The organism is Pelomonas sp. SE-A7 (assembly GCF_030345705.1).
Lineage (GTDB): Bacteria > Pseudomonadota > Gammaproteobacteria > Burkholderiales > Burkholderiaceae_C > JAUASW01.
On the sequence record NZ_JAUASW010000001.1, the window covers coordinates 1248399 to 1269305 of the forward strand.

Annotated in this window: 18 protein-coding genes, 1 other RNA gene and 1 riboswitch; of the genes, 13 read left to right on the forward strand and 6 right to left on the reverse strand. The window is 65.4% G+C overall.

Features of this window, described 5'->3' with window-relative positions:
• Positions 1–66 precede the first annotated feature (66 nt).
• The 6 genes from QT382_RS05565 to ompA form a co-directional block, all read right to left on the reverse strand.
• Positions 67–1371, reverse strand: a complete 1305-nt coding sequence (locus tag QT382_RS05565; RefSeq protein WP_289254694.1) for a tyrosine-type recombinase/integrase — start codon at positions 1369–1371, stop codon at positions 67–69.
• Between the two features lie 174 nt (positions 1372–1545).
• Positions 1546–1905, reverse strand: a transfer-messenger RNA (tmRNA) gene (gene ssrA, locus QT382_RS05570).
• Between the two features lie 49 nt (positions 1906–1954).
• Complete coding sequence (locus tag QT382_RS05575) at positions 1955–3544, reverse strand: Lcl domain-containing protein (protein ID WP_289253048.1); 1590 nt, start codon at positions 3542–3544, stop codon at positions 1955–1957.
• A gap of 56 nt (positions 3545–3600) precedes the next feature.
• A riboswitch (cyclic di-GMP riboswitch) is annotated at positions 3601–3688 on the reverse strand.
• A 123-nt stretch (positions 3689–3811) separates the two neighbouring features.
• The gene (gene gph, locus QT382_RS05580; protein WP_289254695.1) at positions 3812–4507 is read right to left on the reverse strand and encodes a phosphoglycolate phosphatase; all 696 of its coding nucleotides are present in this window, start codon (positions 4505–4507) and stop codon (positions 3812–3814) included.
• A 17-nt stretch (positions 4508–4524) separates the two neighbouring features.
• Positions 4525–5229: a bifunctional 2-polyprenyl-6-hydroxyphenol methylase/3-demethylubiquinol 3-O-methyltransferase UbiG gene (ubiG, locus tag QT382_RS05585; protein WP_289253049.1), complete on the reverse strand. Its 705-nt coding sequence runs from the start codon at positions 5227–5229 to the stop codon at positions 4525–4527.
• An 82-nt stretch (positions 5230–5311) separates the two neighbouring features.
• Positions 5312–5989 (reverse strand): outer membrane protein OmpA, encoded by a 678-nt coding sequence (gene ompA / locus QT382_RS05590; protein ID WP_289253050.1) that lies wholly within the window; start codon positions 5987–5989, stop codon positions 5312–5314.
• 269 nt (positions 5990–6258) lie between these two features.
• Between ompA and gyrA the strand changes: the two genes are divergently transcribed.
• The 13 genes from gyrA to QT382_RS05655 all read left to right on the forward strand — a co-directional run bounded on the left by gyrA (position 6259) and on the right by QT382_RS05655 (position 20897).
• Entirely contained in the window at positions 6259–8892 is a 2634-nt protein-coding gene (gene gyrA / locus QT382_RS05595) for a DNA gyrase subunit A (RefSeq protein WP_289253051.1), read from the forward strand.
• Positions 8893–8900: 8 nt separating this feature from the next.
• The gene (locus tag QT382_RS05600; protein WP_289253052.1) at positions 8901–9503 is read left to right on the forward strand and encodes a DUF2059 domain-containing protein; all 603 of its coding nucleotides are present in this window, start codon (positions 8901–8903) and stop codon (positions 9501–9503) included.
• Positions 9504–9531: 28 nt separating this feature from the next.
• Positions 9532–10650, forward strand: a complete 1119-nt coding sequence (serC, locus tag QT382_RS05605; protein ID WP_289253053.1) for a 3-phosphoserine/phosphohydroxythreonine transaminase — start codon at positions 9532–9534, stop codon at positions 10648–10650.
• A complete protein-coding gene (gene pheA / locus QT382_RS05610) occupies positions 10643–11752 on the forward strand; it encodes a prephenate dehydratase (RefSeq protein ID WP_289253054.1) in 1110 nt (369 codons plus the stop codon). The genes serC and pheA overlap by 8 nt, the downstream gene beginning before the upstream one ends.
• Before the next feature lie 22 nt (positions 11753–11774).
• Positions 11775–12665 (forward strand): prephenate dehydrogenase, encoded by an 891-nt coding sequence (locus tag QT382_RS05615; protein ID WP_289253055.1) that lies wholly within the window; start codon positions 11775–11777, stop codon positions 12663–12665.
• Positions 12666–12710: 45 nt separating this feature from the next.
• Positions 12711–14714, forward strand: a complete 2004-nt coding sequence (locus QT382_RS05620; protein ID WP_289253056.1) for a bifunctional 3-phosphoshikimate 1-carboxyvinyltransferase/cytidylate kinase — start codon at positions 12711–12713, stop codon at positions 14712–14714.
• Between the two features lie 112 nt (positions 14715–14826).
• Positions 14827–16587 carry a 30S ribosomal protein S1 gene (rpsA, locus tag QT382_RS05625; RefSeq protein ID WP_289254696.1) on the forward strand — a complete coding sequence of 587 codons (1761 nt, stop codon included), beginning with the start codon at positions 14827–14829 and terminating at the stop codon, positions 16585–16587.
• Positions 16588–16704: 117 nt separating this feature from the next.
• Entirely contained in the window at positions 16705–17004 is a 300-nt protein-coding gene (locus QT382_RS05630) for an integration host factor subunit beta (RefSeq protein WP_289253057.1), read from the forward strand.
• Positions 17005–17045: 41 nt separating this feature from the next.
• Positions 17046–17342 (forward strand): LapA family protein, encoded by a 297-nt coding sequence (locus QT382_RS05635; protein WP_289254697.1) that lies wholly within the window; start codon positions 17046–17048, stop codon positions 17340–17342.
• Positions 17332–18486, forward strand: coding sequence for a lipopolysaccharide assembly protein LapB (lapB, locus tag QT382_RS05640; RefSeq protein WP_289253058.1), 1155 nt, complete (start codon positions 17332–17334; stop codon positions 18484–18486). Before QT382_RS05635 ends, lapB begins: the two co-directional genes overlap by 11 nt.
• Entirely contained in the window at positions 18486–19259 is a 774-nt protein-coding gene (locus QT382_RS05645; protein ID WP_289253059.1) for a glycosyltransferase, read from the forward strand. Before lapB ends, QT382_RS05645 begins: the two co-directional genes overlap by 1 nt.
• 82 nt (positions 19260–19341) lie before the next feature.
• Entirely contained in the window at positions 19342–20070 is a 729-nt protein-coding gene (locus QT382_RS05650; protein ID WP_289253060.1) for a glycosyltransferase family 25 protein, read from the forward strand.
• The gene (locus tag QT382_RS05655; protein ID WP_289253061.1) at positions 20067–20897 is read left to right on the forward strand and encodes a hypothetical protein; all 831 of its coding nucleotides are present in this window, start codon (positions 20067–20069) and stop codon (positions 20895–20897) included. The genes QT382_RS05650 and QT382_RS05655 overlap by 4 nt, the downstream gene beginning before the upstream one ends.
• Positions 20898–20907: the final 10 nt, after the last annotated feature.

Below are 20907 nucleotides of genomic sequence, written 5' to 3' on the forward strand. Positions count from 1 at the left end.
TGCTGTCCAAGGCCGCGGAGACCCTTGCAGTAAAGGCTTGCCGGGATTCAGCATGCATCGGCGACTTCACGCTACGCGCCCCGCCAAAGGAATGACAGAGGCGCCTTTGCGCAGCACATCCAAATAGTCCGCCCAGGCAACCATCAACTCACGCCGCTGAGCAAGGTACTGCGTTCGGTTGTAAGCCCTGCCAAGTGCATCTGGCACAGCGTGTCCGAGCTGGGCCTCAATGACCTCAGGCGCAATCCCCAAGCGCTCAGCAGCCATCGTGCGCGCGGTCGCCCTAAAGCCATGTGCGGTCATGTCGTCATTGCCATAGCCCATGCGACGCAAGGCGCTGCGGACCGTGTTCTCACTCATGCAGCGCTGTCTCGAAGTCAGCGCCGGGAACACAAAGCGACCTGAGCCCGACAGCGGCTTGATTTCTTCTAGAACAGCGACCGCCTGCGGCGCGAGCGGGACCACATGTGGAGGGCCATTTGCCTTGTCCGCTTTGCTGCGCTTCATCACCTCGGCGGGTACCGAAAGCACGGCAGCGTCGAAGTCGATCCAGACCCATTCCATGTGGCGAAGCTCGCCAGGACGCAACAACAGCATGGACGAGAGTGCCAAGGCCGCGCGCGTAACCGGGTGACCGTCATAAGAGGCCATGTCGCGCAACAGCGCTCCGACTTGCTTTGGATCAACGATGGCCGCGAGGTGCTTCGTTTGCACCGGTGGGAGGGCGTCACGTAGATCGGCAGCAGGGTTGCGCTCGCAATGCCCCGACGCTACTCCGTAGCGAAAAACTTGCCCGCAAGCGTCTTTGACGCGATGCGCAGTCTCGATGGCCCCTCGCCCTACGACACGGCGAAGAACAGTCAGGAGTTCCGGCGCATCGATTTCGCCCATCGGCCGCGCGCCAAGCCATGGGAACACGTCTTGTTCGAAACGGATCCGCGTGCGGGCTGCGTGACTCTCACTGACCTTGGCTTCGTGCACATGGGCCAACCATTCCAATGCCACCGCCTGAAACGATCCGGGAAGAGCCTCACCGCTAGCCAGGGCACGCTCCTTTGCAGCCCGCTCCGTCCGGACCCGCTTAGCAGCCTTACGCTCGTTGCTCGGGTCTATGCCTTCGGCCTTGAGCTTCACGGCATCGCGACGCTTTTCACGCGCTAGCGCTAGGCTGATCACCGGATAGGTCCCCAGGCTCAGCCTGTTTTCGCGGGAGTCGATCCAGTACCGCAGACGCCACCATCCGATGCCGCTGGGCTGCGCCTGCAAAGTCAGCCCGCCGCCGTCGCTGATGGTCTTGGCCTTGCCTTCGGCTTTGGCCGCCTTGAGCGCCGCCTGAATCGTCTTGTCTGTCAGGGTCTCGATCGCAGCCATACCGGACAACTTTCCCCTATCTACTGTCTCGTTCGGGCCAGTTATCCGCATTGTTGTCCGGCAGTTATCCAGATGCAAGCGACCTCATGCAGCGCTATGCGGCAAAGAAAAAGGCGCTAAGCCTTTGATTTGCTTAGCGCCTTAGTCAGTTGCGGCCCCGTACGGGCCTGTAAGTGGTGGAGCCGGGGGGAATTGAACCCCCGTCCGCAAGCCATCACCGAGCAGTTCTACATGCTTAGCCCTCTGATTTGATTCTCACGGCGTGAACGCGCAGGAGCACGCTTTCAACACCGCCAGCTGCGAGATCTCGTTGCCGGACGTGCAGCCCGCCTGGCAACCAGCCTATGTGAATGACTCCGCAGGTGTTGCCACCCCAGCCCATAGGCCAACTGTTGCGGAGCCTCGTGCTAGTTAAGCAGCGAGGGCAAACTTTTCGTCGTTTGCAGTTAGTTTGTTCCAGTGGATTTACGAGCGGACTGGTGCTCGGCATGCCCTACTTCGGATCCGCACCCACGTCGAAACCGGGTCGGCCCCTGAAGAGCGCAGATGATACCAGCCGCGCGGACTTCAAGTGCCGCATGAGCTAGCGGACCGCCAGCGTGTAGCCCGGCGCGGTCTTGGGCATTTCATAGGTGCCGTAGTCGCAGCTGTAGACGGTCCAGACGAGCGCGGGATCCGCCGCCAGCGTGCTCGACGTCCAGTAATACTCGCTGGTGATAAAGCGGCCGAAGACCGGGGCCTGCGATCCGACGCCGACGGTGTTGACGTAGTTGCTGTTGAAGAAATCCGAGTGGTTGTTCATGGCGCGGTCGGCCAGGCTTTGCAGCTCTTTGCGATTGGGCATGCGCCAGGCGCCGGCCTTGGATCCATCGCTGAGGCCGCACTGCCCGCTGGCGAGCACGTTGACTGCTGCAACGGCCTCGACCCAGGGCTTGTGGATGCAGTCTGCCATCTTGAGCCAGGTCAGGCCGGTCACCGTATCCAGCAGCGTGCCATCGCCCTTGTCTATCCAGCGCTGGTAGGTCAGCGGCACGCCGAGATGCAGGCCGCCGTCATCGCCCTTGGTGAATGAGACGTAGGCGCCACTGGCCTGGAGCTTGATCAGGCCGTTGCCGATTCCGTTCTTGACCGCCCATACGCCATTGAGCGAACTCGCCTTGAGGTTGCTGACGGAGTCGTTCACGTAGCGTCCATCGTCCAGCCGAACCGCCCAGGCATTTGGAGATCCGCCCTGGCCGCCGAAGTACGAGGTCGAGGTCCAGTACAGGCCGTTCGAAACCTGCACGAAAGGATGAGCATTCGGCAGGGCCGGGCTGTGCTGAGCCACGTCGATCAGGCTTTCGAGTTCGACCAGGTTGGGCACCCGCCATTGGCCGGCCGTGGAGTTGTCGCTGAGTCCGCAACTTCCATGGGCCAATTGACCCACCTGCTGAAGCGCCGACTCCCACAGCGAGGGCTTGAGGCAGCCGGCATTTTTCAGCCAGATTAGGCCGGTCAACTTGTCGTTGACCGTACCGTCGCCCAGATCGACGAAGCGCTGGGCCGGCGCGGCGATGCCGGATGCCCGGTCCCCATCGTCGCCTGCAGCGTAGCTGCGCTTTTGGCCGGTCGCCGACAAGCTGACCAGGCCACGGCTACCACCGTCATAGGCCGTGAAATTGGCGCCGGTGACCGACTTGTTCGCCAGCGAATCGAAGTTGACGACGGTCTTGTAGATGCCCGACCAGACGCCGCTGTACTGGCCCGTGTAGTCGGAACGAGTGACGCTGGCCACGTCGCTGCTGGCGCTCAGCTGGGCGCTGAAGCCGTAGCCGTCCTTGCTGGCCCAGAGCTGATAGTTCGGCGTGGCATTCCAGCCGGTCGGCAGGTCGACGATGCGGTAGTTGCCTGAGGCGTCCGTGGTCGTGACCTGGAACACCTTGTTGGTATTGGTGTTCCAAGCCGTGATGGTGACGCCGGACAGCGGCTGGCCGTTGAAGCTGACCGTACCGGTGATGGTATTGGTCGGCGGGCCGCTGTTGTTGCTATTGCCGCCAGCCTGAATCGAGGAAGCACCAGAGGCACCGCCACCGCCGCCCCCGCCGCCACAGGCCGAGAGCATCAACAGGGATGCCGACAGCGCGAGGCCGCCCAGCAGCAGTGCGGAAATGGGATGTGGGTGTCGCTGTTTCATGGGTACTGCCGGTCAAGCCAAGAGGACCATGAAAGCGTGGAGGCATAGAGCGCCGGTCTGGCGGTCCGGCTGCCATGGACGCCATGCGTCGTTAGGCCCGCGACTTTGCGCCCCCACCTTTCGATGGGTTTGCCCATGCCTGTTGTGACCCAGGCATCAGACGAAAGCCACTCTAGCGAAACCGTCGGCGCGGCGCAGCCCACCGCCCGACAAGCGGGCACGGCACACCGACGGCTGGCGCCAGCGTGCCCGGCCGCGTGATGAACATCACGCGAGACCGAGTGCCGCGAGCAGTTCAGCCGGGTTGTCGATCAGCAGGTCAGCCCCCCATTCACTCACCGACAGACCCTGGCCCAGATAGCCCCAGGACACGGCCACGGTGCGCATGCCGGCAGCACGCCCGGCTTGGATATCGCGCTCATCGTCGCCGACATAGATGCAATGCTCCGGCGCAACGCCGGCACGGTGCGCCGCTTCCAGCAAGGGCGCCGGGTGGGGCTTGGTATGGGGCGTTGTGTCGCCACCGATCACCGCCGCTGCACGTGCTGCCAGGCCCAACCCGGCAGTCAGCGGCAGGGCGAATCGCTCGGACTTGTTGGTGACGATGCCCCAGGCCAGGCCCGCGGCCGCCAGCACGTCAAGCATCTCCGGCACGCCGTCGAACGGCAGAGTCTCGGCCAGCAGGCGCTGCTCGTAGCGGTCAAAGAACTCCGCCTTCAAGGCCGGGAAACTTGCGTCCTGGGGCGTCACCTGAAAGGCCAGGCCCATCATGCCGCGCGCGCCAGCGCCAACCATGGGCCGCAGGTAGTCGACCGGCAGGGCTGGCAAGCCACGCGCGATCCGCATCTCGTTGGTCGCGCCAGCCAAGTCCGGTGCGCTATCGACCAGCGTGCCGTCCAGGTCGAACAAGACGGCGCGGACGCCCTCCAGCGCGGGCGGCTCGACCAGGCCGCCGCCACGCATCGCCTGCATCACAGCGCTCATGCCGGTTTGCGCAGCGCCAGCAGGTAGTTCACGTCGGTATCCGCACCCAGGCTGTAGCGCTGATTCAACGGGTTGTAGCTCAGGCCCTTGCTGCTGTGCAGTTCCAGGCCTGCGTTGCGGCAATACTGGGCCAGCTCGGAAGGCTTGATGAAACGGGCGTATTCGTGAGTACCGGCTGGCAGCATCTTTAGCACGTACTCGGCGCCAATGATGGCGAGCATGAAGGACTTGAAGTTGCGATTCAGCGTGGACATGTAGATCCAGCCGCCCGGCTTGACCAGGGTGGCGCAAGCCTGCACCACTGAGGCGGGGTCAGGCACATGCTCGAGCATTTCCATGCAGGTCACCACGTCGAAGCTGGCCGGCCTCTCGGCGGCCAGCGCTTCGACCGCCACTTCGCGGTAATCGATGTTCTCGGTGCCGGCTTCCATGGCATGCAGCTGGGCTACCTTGAGCGGCTTGGTCGAGAGGTCGATACCTAGCACCTGGGCGCCCTTGCGAGCCATGGAGTCGGCGAGGATGCCGCCGCCACAACCGACGTCCAGCACCTGCTTGCCGGCCAGCGGGCTGAGCCCCTCTATCCAGGCCAGGCGCAGCGGATTGATCTGGTGCAGCGGCTTGAATTCGCTCTCGGGATCCCACCAGCGGTGGGCCAGCTCGCCGAATTTGGCCAGCTCTTGGGGGTCGGCATTGATCGTCATGGCGGGCGCAATCGTAGCGGAAGGCGGAAAGTAAAAAGCCCCGCCGGAGCGGGGCTTCTGACTCGACGGATCGAGCGGTGGCTTAGCGGTTGCGCGTGCCGACCACTTCGATTTCGACGCGGCGGTTCTTGGCGCGACCTTCGGTGGTCTTGTTGTCGGCCACGGGCTGCTTCTCGCCCTTGCCTTCGGTGTAGACGCGGTTCTTCTCCACGCCCAGGCTGGTCAGGAAGGCCTTGACGGCTTCCGAACGGCGCACCGACAGCTTCTGGTTGTACTCGTCGCTACCGACGCTGTCGGTGTGGCCGACGGCGATGATCACTTCGAGGTTGATACCCTTGGTCTTGCTGACCAGGTCTTCCAGCTTGGCCTTGGCTTCGGGCTTCAGCACAGCCTTGTCGAAATCAAAGAAGGCGTCAGCAGCGAAAGTGACCTTTTCGCTGACAGGAGCTGCAGGAGCAGCCGGAGCGGGCTTGGGAGCCGGGGCAGGAGCAGGAGCCGGGGCGGGAGCAGGCTTAGGAGCGGGCGCCGGTGCGGCAACCGGAGCGGGCTTCGGAGCGCCGTCGCAATCCTTGGCGGCAGTGGCCGGGGTCCAGAAGTTGTCGCGCCAGCAGTATTCGTTGGTGCCGTTCTTCCAGACGGAGCCGTCGGTGGCGCGCCAGTTGTCGATCACTTGCGGTGCCGAGGCTGCTTGAGCGAAAGCACCCGAGCTGGCGACAAGTGCGACTGCGAACAGCGACGCCACGCGATTCAATTTCTTCATGATTCTCCTCTCAAGGAATGCCGCAGTTGCCCTGCGAGAGTGCCCATAAACCGGGTAGATAACCAAAGAAGAAAGCCGCTCATGCGGGTTTCTCCCAGGGACTCGACGATTGTGCCATAGGGCACCTGACCGCCTGCATTGTGGCGCCCCACCGCTGGGCGCTGTCGCACCGTTGTTGCGCAGGTACTACAGCGCGCCGCGAATAGAATCCACGGTTCCGATCCAACGTCTTTCGGCAGGCTCTTCAAGGAGTTTGCCGCGCCCTGCGCATGACCCAGTTTGCCAAGGAAACCCTGCCCATCAGTCTCGAGGAGGAGATGCGTCGCTCCTACCTCGATTACGCGATGAGCGTGATCGTCGGCCGCGCCCTGCCCGACGCCCGTGACGGCCTGAAGCCGGTGCACCGTCGCGTGCTGTACGCGATGCACGAGTTGAACAACGACTGGAACCGGCCGTACAAGAAATCGGCCCGTATCGTCGGTGACGTCATCGGTAAGTACCACCCTCACGGCGACAGTGCGGTCTACGACACCGTGGTCCGTATGGCCCAGGATTTCTCGCTGCGCCACATGCTGATTGATGGTCAGGGCAATTTCGGTTCGGTTGACGGCGATAACGCCGCGGCCATGCGATATACCGAAATCCGCCTGTCCAAGATCGCCCATGAATTGCTGGCCGATATCGACAAGGAAACCGTCGACTTCGGACCCAATTACGACGGCCAGGAAAAAGAGCCGCTGGTATTGCCGACGCGCCTGCCCAACCTGCTGGTCAACGGCTCGTCGGGCATTGCCGTGGGCATGGCCACCAACATCCCGCCGCACAACCTCAATGAGGTTGTCGACGCCTGCCTGCATTCGCTGAAGAACCCGGACTGCTCGATCGACGAGCTGATGGAAATCATGCCGGCGCCGGACTTCCCCACCGCCGGCATCATCTACGGCATCAACGGCGTGCGCGACGGCTACCGCACCGGCCGCGGCAAGGTCGTAATGCGCGCCAAGGTCCATTTCGAGGACATCGACCGCGGCTCGCGCCAGGCCATCATCGTTGACGAGATTCCGTATCAAGTTAACAAGAAGACGCTGCTGGAACGCATCGCCGAGCTGGTCCACGAGAAGAAGATCGAGGGCATCAGCCACATCCAGGACGAGTCGGACAAGTCCGGCATGCGCGTCGTCATCGAGCTCAAGCGCGGCGAAGTGCCCGAGGTGGTGCTGAACAACCTGTACAAGCAGACCCAGCTGCAGGACAGCTTCGGCATGAACATGGTGGCGCTGATCGACGGTCAGCCCAAGCTGTGCAATCTCAAGGACCTGATCACGGTCTTCCTTGAGCATCGCCGCGAGGTTGTGACCCGACGCACGGTGTTCGAGCTGCGCAAGGCCCGCGAGCGCGGTCATGTGCTGGAAGGCCTGGCCGTGGCCCTGGCCAACATCGACGAGTTCATCGAGACCATCAAAAACTCGCCGACGCCGCCAGTCGCCAAGGCCGCGCTGATGAGCAAGAGCTGGGACTCCTCGCTGGTTCGCGAGATGCTCACTCGCGCCGAAGGCGGCAGCGCCGCCTACCGCCCGGAGGGCCTGCCGGTCTCCTACGGCATGCAGGAAGACGGCCTCTACCGCCTGTCCGACGACCAGGCCAGCGAAATCCTGCAGATGCGTCTGCAGCGCCTGACCGGCCTGGAGCAGGACAAGATCGTCGCCGAGTACAAGGAAGTGATGGCGCAGATCGCCGATCTGCTGGACATCCTGGCCAAGCCGGCCCGCGTGACCACCATCATCAGCGAAGAGCTGATGCAAGTGAAACTGGAGTTCGGCCAGACCAAGCTGGGCGCCCGCCGCAGCGTGATCGAGCACAACGCCCAGGAGCTGGGCACCGAAGACCTGATCACGCCCACCGACATGGTGGTGACGCTCTCGCACACCGGCTACATCAAGAGCCAGGCGCTGAGCGAGTACCGCTCGCAGCGCCGCGGCGGCCGCGGCAAGCAGGCCACGGCGACCAAGGACGACGACTGGATCGACCAGCTCTTCATCGCCAACACGCACGACTGGATCCTGTGCTTCTCCAACCGCGGCCGCGTCTACTGGCTAAAGGTCTGGGAAGTGCCGCAGGGCTCGCGCAATTCGCGTGGCAAGCCCATCGTCAACATGTTCCCGCTGCAACAGGACGAGAAGATCACCGTGGTGCTGCCGCTGACCGGCGAATTCCGCGTCTTCCCGGAAGATCACTACATCTTCATGGCCACCGCCCTGGGCACGGTCAAGAAGACCTCGCTGAAGGACTTCAGCAACCCGCGCAAGGCCGGCATCATTGCGGTCGACCTCGATGAGGGCGACTACCTGATCGGCGCCGCCCTGACCGATGGCAAGCACGACGTGATGCTGTTCAGCGACGGTGGCAAGGCCGTGCGCTTCGACGAAGACGACGTGCGTCCCATGGGCCGCCAGGCCCGCGGCGTGCGCGGCATGATGCTCGAACCCGACCAGCGCCTGATCGCCATGCTGGTGGCCGAGGACGAGAACCAGAGCGTGCTCACCGCCACCGAGAACGGCTACGGCAAGCGCACCGCCATCGTCGAGTACACGCGCCACGGCCGTGGCACCAAGGGCATGATCGCCATCCAGCAGAGCGAGCGCAACGGCAAGGTCGTGGCCGCCACCCTGGTGCATTCCGACGACGAGATCATGCTGATCACCGACAAGGGCGTGCTGGTGCGCACCCGCGTCGCCGAGATCCGCGAGCTGGGCCGCGCCACGCAGGGCGTCACCCTGATCGCGCTGGACGACGGCGCCAAGCTGTCGGGCCTGCAACGCATCGTCGAGAACGATGCCAATGAACAAGGCGGCGAAGGCGACGCCGACACGCCCGCCGCCGACGACACCACCGACAAGGAATGATGCGCAAGATGAGCCCGAAGATCCTGGTGGCCGCACTGGCCATGGCAGTTTCGACGCTGGCCAGCGCCCAGAGCGCTGCCTCGACACCTGCGGCCTCACCGGCCAAGAAGGAACTGATCGCCAAGCTGCTGGCCATCCAGACGGCCAGTGCCGAGGTCATGGCGCGTGGCATGGTGTCGCAGCCCCTCGTGGCCATGGGCCAGGAGGTCCGCATTGCGATGGGCCAGGTACCCGAAAGCAAGCGAGAAGCGGTGAGCAAGGCCATCGAGGCCGAGGTCAAGAAGTACGCCGATGAATCGGTGCCCTTGATCCGCGACCGCATCGTCAAGCTGGCCCCGGAGACCGTGGGCAAGCAGCTGGACGAGCGCTTCACGGAGGACGAGCTGCGCCAGATCGTCGCCTGGCTCGAATCGCCGACGGCCAAGAAGTTCGACGCGATCAGCCCGGAGCTGGGCAAGAGCCTGCAGGACAAGGTGGTCGCCGAAGTCGGGCCCACGTTGAACAACCGGTTGCGCAGCCTGCAAGGCAGCATCATCAAGCACCTGGGCCTGCAGCCGCCGCCGGCCGCTGCCGGCAGCACACCGGCCAGCAAGCCCGCCGCCAAGAAGTAGCCTCCTACAAGCCGTCCCGCCTCTCCCGATGAGCCAACGCCCGTACAACTTCTCCGCCGGTCCCGCCACGCTTCCCGAGGAGGTGCTGAAGCAGGTGGCCGAGGAGATGCTGGACTGGCAGGGCTCGGGGATGAGCGTGATGGAGATGAGCCATCGCGGCCGCGAGTTCATCTCCATCTACGACGCGGCCGTCGCCGATCTGCGCGAGTTGATCGCCGTGCCGGCGAACTTCCGCATCCTGTTCATGCAGGGGGGCGGCCTGGGCGAGAACGCCATCGTGCCGCTGAACCTGGCGAAGCTGAAGCCGGCCGGCAAGGTCGATGCTGTGGTCACCGGCTCGTGGTCCAAGAAGAGCGCCGACGAAGCCCGGCGCTATGCCGACGTGCAGATCGCGGCCAGCAATGCCGATGGTGGCCATCGCGAGATCCCTTCGCCCGGCAGCTGGCAGCTGCGCAGCGACGCGAGCTACGTCCACGTCTGCACCAACGAGACCATTGACGGCCTGGAGTTCCACGAGCTGCCCGACCTGAAAGCCTTGGGCTCGGACGCGCCGTTGGTGATCGACTTCTCCTCCCACGTGCTGTCGCGCAGCGTCGACTGGTCGCGCGTGGGCCTGGCCTTCGGCGGTGCGCAGAAGAACATAGGCCCGGCCGGCCTGACCATCGTCGTGGTGCGCGAAGACCTGCTGGGCCATGCCCTGCCCATCTGCCCCTCGGCCTTTGACTACAAGACCGTGGCCAACGCTGATTCGATGTTCAACACGCCGCCCACCTTCGGCATCTACGTGGCCGGTCTGGTGTTCCAGTGGCTCAAGCGGTTCGGCCATGCCGGCAAGACCGGCCTGGCCGCCATCGAGCAGCGCAACATCGACAAGGCCGCCCTGCTCTACGCGACGCTGGACGGCTCGACCCTGTACGAGAACCGCGTGGCGGCGAACTGCCGCTCGCGGATGAACATCCCTTTCTATCTTCGCGACGAGCGACTGAACGAGGCCTTCCTCACCGGAGCGAAGGCCCATGGATTGCTGCAACTCAAAGGCCACAAGTCGGTGGGAGGCATGCGTGCATCGATTTACAACGCCATGCCGCTCGAGGGCGTGCAGGCGCTGTGCACCTACCTGAAAGACTTCGAGGCTCAACATGGCTGATGGCGCCCCCGCCACACCCGATCCGGCGCTGCTGGCGCTGCGCGAAAAAATCGACGCGGTCGACCGCGAACTGCTGGACCTCGTCAACAGGCGCGCCGCACTGGCGCAAGAAGTTGGCGAACTGAAGAAGAAGGAAGGCTCGGTGGTATTCCGCCCCGAGCGCGAGGCCCAGGTCATAGAAGGCCTGAAGCAGCTCAACGGCGGCCCGCTGAGGAGCGAATCCGTGGCGCCGATCTGGCGCGAGATCATGTCGGCCTGCCGCTCGCTGGAGACGCCCACGCGCGTGGCCTACCTGGGCCCCGCCGGCACGTTTTCCGAGCAGGCCGCCCTCGGCTATTTCGGCAGCTCCATTGTTCCCGTGCCTTGCACCAGCATCGACGAGGTGTTCCGCACCACGACCGCCGGCGCGGCCGATTTCGGCGTGGTGCCGGTCGAGAACTCGACCGAAGGCGTGGTCGCCCGTTCGCTGGACCTGTTCCTGACCACGCCGCTGTTCATCATCGGCGAGACCAGTCTGTTCGTGCGCCACAACCTGCTGCGCAAGGACAACTCGCTGGAAGACATCCAGGCCGTCTGCGCCCATCCGCAGGCCCTGGCCCAGTGCCATGGCTGGCTGTCCACTCACCTGCCGCATGCCGAACGCCGCCCGGTCTCCAGCAACGCCGAGGGCGCACGCCTGGCCGCGCTGGACACCCGCCTGGCGGCCGTGGCCAGCGAACGCGCCGGCAGCGAATACGGTCTGCACATCGTGGCACCGGCCATCCAGGACGACGCCCACAACCGCACGCGCTTCGCCATCGTCACCCACCCGGACCGCCACCCGGCGCCGCAGGCCTCGGGCCACGACTGCACCAGCCTGGTGGTCTCGGTGGTCAACAAGCCGGGCGCGGTGCACGACATGCTGGTGCCGCTGAAGGAGAACGGCGTCTCGATGTCGCGCTTCGAATCGCGGCCGGCGCGGTCGGGCCAGTGGGAGTACTACTTCTACATCGACCTGCAGGGCCACCCCCAGCAGCCCAATATGGCCAGTGCGCTGCGCGACTTGCGCGCCGTCTGTGCCTACTTCAAGCTGCTGGGCACGTATCCTCTAGACGTGCACTGAGTCAGGACAAGGCGGTATTTCCATGTTCAACCAGCTCGGCGTCATCGGTTGCGGCTTGATGGGCGGCTCGTTCGCGCTGGCGCTCAAGAAGGCCGGTCTGGTCAAGCGCGTCGTGGGTTACAGCAAGTCGCCCTCGACCACCGAGACTGCCAAGCGCATGGGCGTGATCGACGTGGCGGCCGAGTCGGCGCTGCTGGCTGTGTCCAGCTCCGACATCGTCTTGCTATCGGTACCAGTCTCGGCCACAGAGCCCACGCTCAAGGCGATCCGCCACCTGGTCACGCCGGGCACGCTGTTCATGGATGTGGGCTCGACCAAGACCGACGTGGTCGAGGCCGCACGCCGAGTCCTGGGCGAGAAGATCGCCTCCTTCGTGCCGGCCCATCCGATCGCCGGCAAGGAGTCGGCCGGCATCCAGCATGCCGACGCCAGCCTGTTCCAGGGCCGGCAGATCATCATCACGCCGCTGCCGGAGAACATCCCGGCTCAGGTCCAGCGCGCCACCGACGTCTGGTCGGCCCTGGGCACCCAGGTGCTGAAGATGACGCCGGAGAACCACGACGCCGCCTTTGCCGCCGTCAGCCACCTGCCCCATCTGCTGGCCTATGCCTTCTACCAGTCGGTGGCCAAGCAGCCGGTCGGCCGCGACTACCTCAGCCTGGCCGGCCCGGGCTTCCGGGACTTCACCCGTATCGCCGCCAGCGAACCCACCGTCTGGCGCGACATCCTCATGGCCAACCGGGCCGAGGTGCTGAAGCAGTCGCGCCTGTTCCGCAAGGCGCTGGACCGGCTGGAGACGCTGATCGTCAGCGGCAATGCCACGGCGCTGGAGGAGCAGATCCGCCAGGTGTCCGAGGACCGCAGCCAGTGGCAGATGGGCCAGCTCACCGTGCCGCGCTCGCAGCAGCGCTAGCCTCGCCGGCCTCCGGCCTTTCCGAATCCGTTTTCCGTCTTCCTCATGTTCAAGATTCTCTTCCTCGACCTGCCGCCGCTGCGCGCGGCCGCCGGCACCGTCCGACTGCCCGGCTCCAAGAGCATCTCCAACCGCGTGCTGCTGCTGGCCGGCCTGAGCGAAGGCCAGACCCTGGTCCATGACCTGCTCGACTCCGACGACACGGCCGTGATGCTGGCTGCTCTGAAGGAGCTGGGTTGCCAGATCGAACAAGTGCCAGGCGGCCCCCTCAAGGTGACCGGCATAGGCGGCAAGCTGCGGACCAAATCGGCCAAGCTCTTCCTGGGCAATGCCGGCACCGCCATGCGGCCGCTGACTGCGGCCCTCTCGCTGCTGGCTTCCACGCAAGGCGGTGAGTTCGAGCTGTCGGGCGTTCCGCGCATGCACGAGCGCCCCATCGGCGACCTGGTCGACGCCCTGCGCGGCCTGGGCTGCCAAGTCGACTGCCTCGCCAATGAAGGCTATCCGCCACTGCGGCTGTCTGGCCCGGTGCCGCTCAAGCTGGCCGAGCCGGTGCGGGTGCGCGGCGACGTGTCCAGCCAGTTCCTGACCGCTCTGCTGCTGGCCCTGCCCCTGGTGGCAGAACACGATGTCCACATCGACGTGGTCGGCGAACTGATCTCCAAACCCTACATCCACATCACGCTGGAGCTGCTCAAGCGCTTCGGCATCGAGGTGCGGCGCGAGGGCTGGCAGCGCTTCACCATCCCGGCCGGCAGCCGCTTTGTGTCGCCGGGCGAAGCTCATGTGGAGGGCGATGCCTCGTCGGCCTCGTACTTCGTCGCGCTGGGCGCGATTGCGGCCATTGAAGCGCCCGTGCGCATCGAAGGCGTGGGCAGCGAATCGCTGCAAGGCGACGTGCGCTTCATCGAAGCGGCCCAGGCCATGGGCGCCGAGGTGCGCGCCGAGGCCAATGCGGTGGAAGTCCGCCGCGGCGCCTGGCCGCTCAAGGCCCTGGACCTGGACTGCAACCACATCCCCGACGCCGCCATGACCCTGGCCGTGATGGCGCTCTATGCCGACGGCCCCAGCATCCTGCGCAATATCGCCAGCTGGCGCGTCAAGGAAACCGACCGCATTGCCGCCATGGCCACCGAGTTGCGCAAGCTGGGAGCCAAGGTCGAGGAAGGCCAGGACTGGCTACGCATCCATCCGCTGCGCGACTGGAAGCCGGCCGCCATCCACACCTACGACGACCATCGCGTCGCCATGTGCTTCTCGCTGGCGGCCTTCAACGGCCTGGTCACCGAGCAGGCCGTGCCGGTGCGCATCCTCGAGCCGCATTGCGTGGCCAAGACCTTCCCGGACTATTTCGAGACCCTGTTCGAGGTCGTGACCGCCCGCACCGAGGACATCCCGGTCCTCACCATCGACGGCCCCACGGCGTCGGGCAAGGGCACGTTGGCCGATGAGGTCGCCCATGAGTTGGGCTATGCCGTGCTCGACTCCGGCGCCCTCTACCGGGCCGCCGGTCTGGCCGCACGTCGGCAGGGCGTGAACCTGGACGATGGTCCGGCCGTCGCCAAGGTGGCCGCCGCCATGGACCTGCGCTTCCGCAAGGGCCGGGTCTACCTGGCCGATGAAGACATCAGCGACCTCCTGCGCGAGGAAGCTTCGGGCCTGGCCGCCTCCCAGGTCGCCTTCCATGCCGAAGTCCGCGCCGCATTGAACCAGCTGCAGCTGGACTTCCGCCAGGTGCCTGGCCTGGTGGCCGATGGCCGGGACATGGGCTCGATGGTGTTTGCCGACGCCCCGCTCAAGGTCTTCCTGACCGCCAGCGCCCAGACGCGCGCCGAAAGGCGTCATAAGCAATTGATTTCCAAGGGTATTTCGGCTAATATCGCCGGCTTGCGTGAAGATTTGGAGGCCCGGGACGCCCGCGACAAAGGTCGCAGCGCCTCGCCCCTCAAAGCTGCCGCAGACGCGCGGATGCTCGACAACTCCGCCCAGACCATCGAGGAATCTCGCGATCTGGTGCTGGCTTGGTGGGCTGAAGCCAGGCCGTTCTGACGCTCGGCGTTTGAGCATCAAAGCGGCATCGGGCCCGCCGCCCTTCCCTTCGGACGTCAGTCCATCGAGGGCGGCGATCTCTACAACCTAACCCGCAGGCCCGCCTGCAACACTGCCGAATTCGACTAACGCTGGTCGGCCGGCCCAGGAATCTCAAATGTCCAACACCCAAACCGCCCAAGCCTCTGGCATGGAATCGTTCGCCGCCCTCTTCGAGGAATCGCTGCAAAAGGCTGACATGCGTTCCGGCGAGGTCATCTCGGCCGAAGTCGTCCGTGTCGAGCACAACTTCGTGGTCGTCAACGCCGGCCTGAAGTCCGAAGCCTATGTGCCCATCGAAGAGTTCAAGAACGACCAGGGCGAGCTGGAAGTCCACGTCGGTGACTTCGTTGCCGTCGCGATCGACGCCATCGAAAACGGCTACGGCGACACCATCCTGTCGCGCGACAAGGCCAAGCGCCTGGCCTCGTGGCTGTCGCTGGAAACCGCTCTGGAGTCGGGTGACTTCGTGACCGGTACCGTCTCCGGCAAGGTCAAGGGCGGCCTGACCGTCCTGGTCAACGGCATCCGCGCCTTCCTGCCCGGTTCGCTGCTGGACACCCGCCCGGTGAAGGACATGAGCCCGTTCGAGGGCAAGACCATGGAATTCAAGGTCATCAAGCTGGACCGCAAGCGCAACAACGTTGTGCTGTCGCGTCGCGCGGTGGTCGAGGCTTCGATGGGTGAAGAGCGCGCCAAGCTGCTGGAAACGCTGTCGGAAGGCGCCATCGTCAACGGCGTGGTCAAGAACATCACCGAATACGGTGCGTTCGTGGACCTGGGCGGCATCGACGGCCTGCTGCACATCACCGACATGGCATGGCGCCGTGTCCGTCACCCGAGCGAAGTGGTGACCGTCGGCCAGGAGCTGACCGCCAAGGTCCTGAAGTTCGACGCCGAGAAGAACCGCGTCTCGCTGGGTCTGAAGCAGCTGGGCGACGACCCCTGGTTCGGCGTGGCCCGTCGCTACCCGACCGGCACCCGTCTGTTCGGCAAGGTCACGAACATCGCCGACTACGGCGCGTTCGTCGAGATCGAGCCGGGCATCGAAGGCCTGGTGCACGTCTCCGAAATGGACTGGACCAACAAGAACGTCGCTCCCTCGAAGATCGTTTCGCTGGGCGACGAGGTCGAAGTCATGGTCCTGGAGATCGACGAAGAGAAGCGTCGCATCTCGCTGGGCATGAAGCAGTGCAAGGCCAACCCGTGGGAAGAGTTCGCCGAGAACGTCAAGCGCGGCGACAAGGTCAAGGGTCCGGTCAAGTCGATCACCGACTTCGGCGTGTTCGTGGGCCTGGCCCAGGGCATCGACGGCCTGGTCCACCTGTCGGACCTGTCGTGGCAAGAGACTGGCGAAGCTGCCGTGCGCAACTTCAAGAAGGGCCAGGAAGTCGAAGCCATCGTGCTGGCCGTTGACGTCGAGCGCGAGCGCATCTCGCTGGGCATCAAGCAACTGGACGCCGACCCGTTCACCAGCTACACCTCGGTCAATGACCGCGGCATGACCGTGACCGGCAAGGTCAAGACGGTTGACGCCCGTGGCGCCGAGATCGAACTGGCTGACGACGTGCTGGGCTACCTGCGCGCTTCGGAAATCTCGCGCGACCGCGTCGAAGATGCCCGCAACGTGCTGAAGGAAGGCGACGAAGTGACGACCCTGATCGTCAACATCGACCGCAAGACCCGCAACATCCAGCTGTCGATCAAGGCCAAGGACAACGCCGACCAACAGGAAGCCATGCAGCGCCTGTCGGCCACGTCCGAGCGTGAGAACGCCGGCACCACCAGCCTGGGCGCCCTGCTGCGCGCCAAGCTGGACAACAACAACGGCTAAACTGCCAGCCAGGCGGTCCGGTGCCCAGCGCACCAGGCCGCCTCTGGTGATGCCGCAGGCTCGCCACTCCAACCGGGGGGCGAGCCTGATTTTTTTGCCACCGTCTCCAAGAACACCATGACCCGATCCGACCTCGCTGCCCTCCTGGCCGAACGCTTTCCCCAGCTGACGCAGCGCGACACCGAGTTCGCCGTCAAGACCATCCTGGACGCCATGTCCGACGCGCTGTCTCGCGGCCACCGCATCGAGATCCGCGGCTTCGGCAGCTTCCAGGTCAACCGCCGCCCGCCCCGCATGGGCCGCAATCCGCGCAGCGGCGAGCAGGTGCTGATCCCCGAAAAGCTGGTGCCCCACTTCAAGCCGGGCAAGGCCCTGCGCGAAGCCGTGGACGCCCAGCCACTCAAGAGCGAAGACTGAGGCTTGCACCCATCGCGCGCGCCTAGAATCGCCGCCTGATGTTGCGCCTCATCACCTGGCTCCTGCGGGCCTTCCTCTTCTTTGCCCTCTTCGCCTTCGCGCTGAACAACCAGCAGGAGGTGGCCGTGCATTGGTTCTTCGGCCACGAGTGGCGCGCGCCGCTGGTGATTGTCGTGCTGCTGGTCTTCGGCATTGGCTGCGCGCTGGGCGTGCTGTCCATGGTGCCGGCCTGGTGGCGCCATCGACGCCTGGCACGCCAGCGTCAAGACCTGCCCCCCGAGACCCTGCCGCCCGGCGACCCGCTGAACAACAACCCCCTGCCCCGCGATGGACTTTGACCTGCGCTGGCTGCTGATCGCCATGCCCGTGGCCTTTGCGCTGGGCTGGCTGGCCTCGCGCCTGGACATGCGCCAGCTGCGCCGCGAGCAGCGCGATGCGCCCAAGGCCTATTTCAAGGGCCTGAACCTGCTGCTGAACGAACAGCAGGACAAGGCCATCGACGCCTTCATAGAAGCAGTCCAGCTGGACCCCGACACCTCCGAACTGCACTTCGCCCTGGGCAACCTCTTCCGCCGCCGTGGCGAATACGAGCGGGCCGTGCGTGTGCACCAGCACCTGCTGCAGCGCGGCGATCTGCCGGCGCAGGAGCGCGCCAGAGCCCAACATGCGCTGGCCCAGGACTTCCTCAAGGCCGGCCTGTTCGACCGCGCTGAAGAAGCTTTCCGCGCCCTGGCCGGCACCCGCTTTGAGACCGAGGCCGAGCTGGCCCTGCTGTCGCTGTACGAGCGCTCGCGCGAGTGGCGTAAGGCTGCCGACGTGGCCCGTCACCTGGAGCAGATGGGCACAGGCTCGTTCGCCTCGCGCATTGCCCATTTCCTCTGCGAACTGGCGCTAGAAGCACAGGCCCGCCAGCAGGACGACGAGGCGCAGAAGCTGCTTGCCGAAGCACGCAAGCTGGCGCCCCAAGCCGCACGGGCCCATGTGCTGGCCGGGCAGATGCTGGTCCGCCGCGGCCAGGCCGAGCAAGCCATGGCGGCGTTCGCCGAGCTGCTCGCGTCCAATCCCGAGGCCTTCAACCTGGTCGCCAAGGACTATGCCGAGGCGGCCCGCGCCAGTGGCAGCGCGGAGTTGCAGGCCAAGGCCCTGGACCTGCTGCACGCCCGCTACCAACGCGCACCTGGCCTGCACCTGCTGCTGGCCATAGGCCTGCTGGACAGCGACCCGGCCCGCCAGCGCGAGCGCCTGCTGCACCATCTACGCGAACAGCCCATGCTGTCGGCGGCCAAGCTCTTGCTGGAGCGGGGCCCTCTGCAAGTCGAGACCGAGCAGCCCCTGGTCCGCACCGCGCTGGAACGCGCCAGCCGGCCGCTGCAGCGCTACCGCTGCGCTGCCTGCGGCTTCGAGGCCCAGCACTACTTCTGGCAATGCCCGGGTTGCCTGACCTGGGATTCCTACCCGCCTCGCCACGTCGAGGAACTCTGATGACGACGACAAGCACCCATCCGCAAGAAGCTCCGGCCGTCGTGATTCCGCCCCGCGTCATCCTTTGCATGAAGTGGGGCACGAAGTACGGCCCGGAATACGTCAACCGGCTCTATGCCATGGTGCGCCGCCACCTGCGCGGCGAATTCCGCTTCGTCTGCCTGACCGACCGCACCGAAGGCATTCGCGCCGAAGTCGAATGCCTGCCCATCCCCGACCTGGCCCTGCCCCCGGGGATCCCCGAGCGTGGCTGGACCAAGCTGACCACCTTCGAGAAGGACCTGCACGGCCTCAAGGGCACGGCCCTGTTCCTGGACCTGGACGTGGTCATCGTCGACGACATCACGCCCTTCTTCCATGCGCCCGGCGAGTTCCTGATCATTCACGACTGGAAGCGCCCCTGGCGCATCACCGGCAACTCCTCGGTCTACCGCTTCGAGCTCGGCGCCCATTCGGACATCCTGGCCAAGTTCCGCGCCCAGCATGAGCAGATCCGCCAGCAGTTCCGCAACGAGCAGGCCTACCTCTCGGACGAGGTGCACAAGCAGGGTCGTCTGCGCTACTGGGACCCGGCCTGGTGCGCCAGCTACAAGTACCACTGCATCCCGACCTTCCCGACCAACTTCTGGAAGCGGCCCCGCATTCCGGTCGGCGCCCGCATCCTGATCTTCCACGGCGTGGTGAACCCGCCCGATGCGCTGGTCGGCCGGCGCAACAACAACTGGCGCTTCGTGCGCCCGGCTCCCTGGATCGCCGAGCACTGGCACGAGTGATAAACGTGACCCCCAGTCTCCCTACGGTCGCCTCCCCCCGAGGGGGCGCTCAATGCCCTTCGGGCGGCCGGGCGGGCATTGAATGATGCCGCTGCTGTTCATCAATCTCGACCGCGATGCCGAACGGCGTGCGCGGCTCGAGGCCGAGCTAAAGCGCCTGGACATCGCCGGCGAGCGGTTCCCGGCCACGCTCTGGACCGCGCTGTCGGACAGCGAACAAGCGAGTTATTACTCATCAGCGCTGAACGAACGCGTCTTTCACAAGCCCCTCGTCAATGGCGAGAAAGGTTGCTACGCCAGCCATCTGCGCGCCTGGCAATGGCTGCTGGATTCAAGCCACCCGGCCCTGGTGGTGCTGGAAGACGATGTCCGACTCAAGCCCGAGTTCGCCCGCGTGGTCGAGGCCATCGCCACCCTGCCCGCCGGCTGGGACATGGTCAAGCTGCTGGGCCGGCCGGCCACGGGCAAGGCCGAGAAGCTGCGCGGCCAGCATCCGCTCACCGGCGGTTACGAACTGGTGGACTACGCCCGCATCCCCAGCCTCACCGCCGGCTACGTGATCAGCCGCAGCGGGGCCGAGAAGCTGCTGACGTCGCGACTGCCGTTCGGGCGTCCCATCGACGTGGATCTGCGTCATTTCTGGGAGAACGGGCTGCGCATCCAGGGCGTGGAGCCGGCCGCCATCGAGCTGGACGAGACCAGCTTTGAAAGCAGCATTGGCGACAAGCCCAAGGGTGGCCTGGCCGCACGCTGGCGCAAGTTCCGCCACAAGGCGGCCTATTCGGTCCTCAATCGCTGGAACACGAGATGAGCTGGGTCCGCACGCGTTCCCTGGTGCTGGTGTCCTGGGACGGCCAGAGCGAGCCCTGGTCCATGCTCCATCTGGATGCCGCGCCCGAGTTCGAATGGATACTGTTCGACTACTCCGGCCGGCAGGCACCCGGGCCGCGCGTCCTGCGCGGCCAGCAATGCCTGGTGCTGGCCGGCGCCACCGAATGCAAGGGCCAGATCTACCAGGCGCTGGCCGAGCACCTGGCCGCCAACAGCGAAGTGCCCGACTACGTTGCCCTGATCGACGACGACATCCTGAGCTCGGTCAGTGACATCAACCGCGTGCTTCACCTGGCCCGCTGCGAGAACCTCGACGTCTTTTCGCCCACACTGAGCCACGACAGTGTCTATTCCCACCGCTGGACCCTGCGCCAGCCCAGCCTGATGTTCCGCGAGGTGGACTGGGTCGAGGTGATGATGCCCTTCTACCGCGGCAGCCTCTTCATGGCCGGACGCGAGCAGTACCGCGGCAACGTCTCGTCCTGGGGCATAGACAAGTACCTGATGCCCACGCTGCAGCAGCTGACCGGGCTCAAGCGCTGCGCCATGGTGGATGCGGTGATGGCAAGCCACCGCCGTCCGGTCACCAGCGGCCAGAAGGTCTACCGCAACGGCCGTACCGCAGGTCAGGAAGCCGCGGCGATGAAAGAGGCCTGCATCGCCCTGATCCAGCAGCGCCAGCCCGACCTGCTCGGCAGCGAATGGTTCCAGCGCATCTTCGAGCGCCGCCATGCGCGCACCCGCTGGGAGCAGTTCAAGTACGGCCTGGGCCGCCCCTTGCGCCGGTGGCTGGAAGCATCGACCTGAGCGGAGCCCA

What these genes read in the sequence shown, in the direction of transcription:
- QT382_RS05655 (WP_289253061.1), top strand. Translation starts at nt 20,067, where the DNA reads ATGAGCTGGGTCCGCACGCGTTCCCTGGTGCTGGTGTCCTGGGACGGC.
- QT382_RS05565 (WP_289254694.1), bottom strand. Translation starts at nt 1,371, where the DNA reads ATGGCTGCGATCGAGACCCTGACAGACAAGACGATTCAGGCGGCGCTC.
- ompA (WP_289253050.1), bottom strand. Translation starts at nt 5,989, where the DNA reads ATGAAGAAATTGAATCGCGTGGCGTCGCTGTTCGCAGTCGCACTTGTC.
- lapB (WP_289253058.1), top strand. Translation starts at nt 17,332, where the DNA reads ATGGACTTTGACCTGCGCTGGCTGCTGATCGCCATGCCCGTGGCCTTT.
- QT382_RS05630 (WP_289253057.1), top strand. Translation starts at nt 16,705, where the DNA reads ATGACCCGATCCGACCTCGCTGCCCTCCTGGCCGAACGCTTTCCCCAG.
- QT382_RS05650 (WP_289253060.1), top strand. Translation starts at nt 19,342, where the DNA reads ATGATGCCGCTGCTGTTCATCAATCTCGACCGCGATGCCGAACGGCGT.
- gyrA (WP_289253051.1), top strand. Translation starts at nt 6,259, where the DNA reads ATGACCCAGTTTGCCAAGGAAACCCTGCCCATCAGTCTCGAGGAGGAG.
- QT382_RS05615 (WP_289253055.1), top strand. Translation starts at nt 11,775, where the DNA reads ATGTTCAACCAGCTCGGCGTCATCGGTTGCGGCTTGATGGGCGGCTCG.
- pheA (WP_289253054.1), top strand. Translation starts at nt 10,643, where the DNA reads ATGGCTGATGGCGCCCCCGCCACACCCGATCCGGCGCTGCTGGCGCTG.
- gph (WP_289254695.1), bottom strand. Translation starts at nt 4,507, where the DNA reads ATGCGTGGCGGCGGCCTGGTCGAGCCGCCCGCGCTGGAGGGCGTCCGC.
- serC (WP_289253053.1), top strand. Translation starts at nt 9,532, where the DNA reads ATGAGCCAACGCCCGTACAACTTCTCCGCCGGTCCCGCCACGCTTCCC.
- QT382_RS05600 (WP_289253052.1), top strand. Translation starts at nt 8,901, where the DNA reads ATGAGCCCGAAGATCCTGGTGGCCGCACTGGCCATGGCAGTTTCGACG.
- QT382_RS05575 (WP_289253048.1), bottom strand. Translation starts at nt 3,544, where the DNA reads ATGAAACAGCGACACCCACATCCCATTTCCGCACTGCTGCTGGGCGGC.
- QT382_RS05645 (WP_289253059.1), top strand. Translation starts at nt 18,486, where the DNA reads ATGACGACGACAAGCACCCATCCGCAAGAAGCTCCGGCCGTCGTGATT.
- QT382_RS05620 (WP_289253056.1), top strand. Translation starts at nt 12,711, where the DNA reads ATGTTCAAGATTCTCTTCCTCGACCTGCCGCCGCTGCGCGCGGCCGCC.
- ubiG (WP_289253049.1), bottom strand. Translation starts at nt 5,229, where the DNA reads ATGACGATCAATGCCGACCCCCAAGAGCTGGCCAAATTCGGCGAGCTG.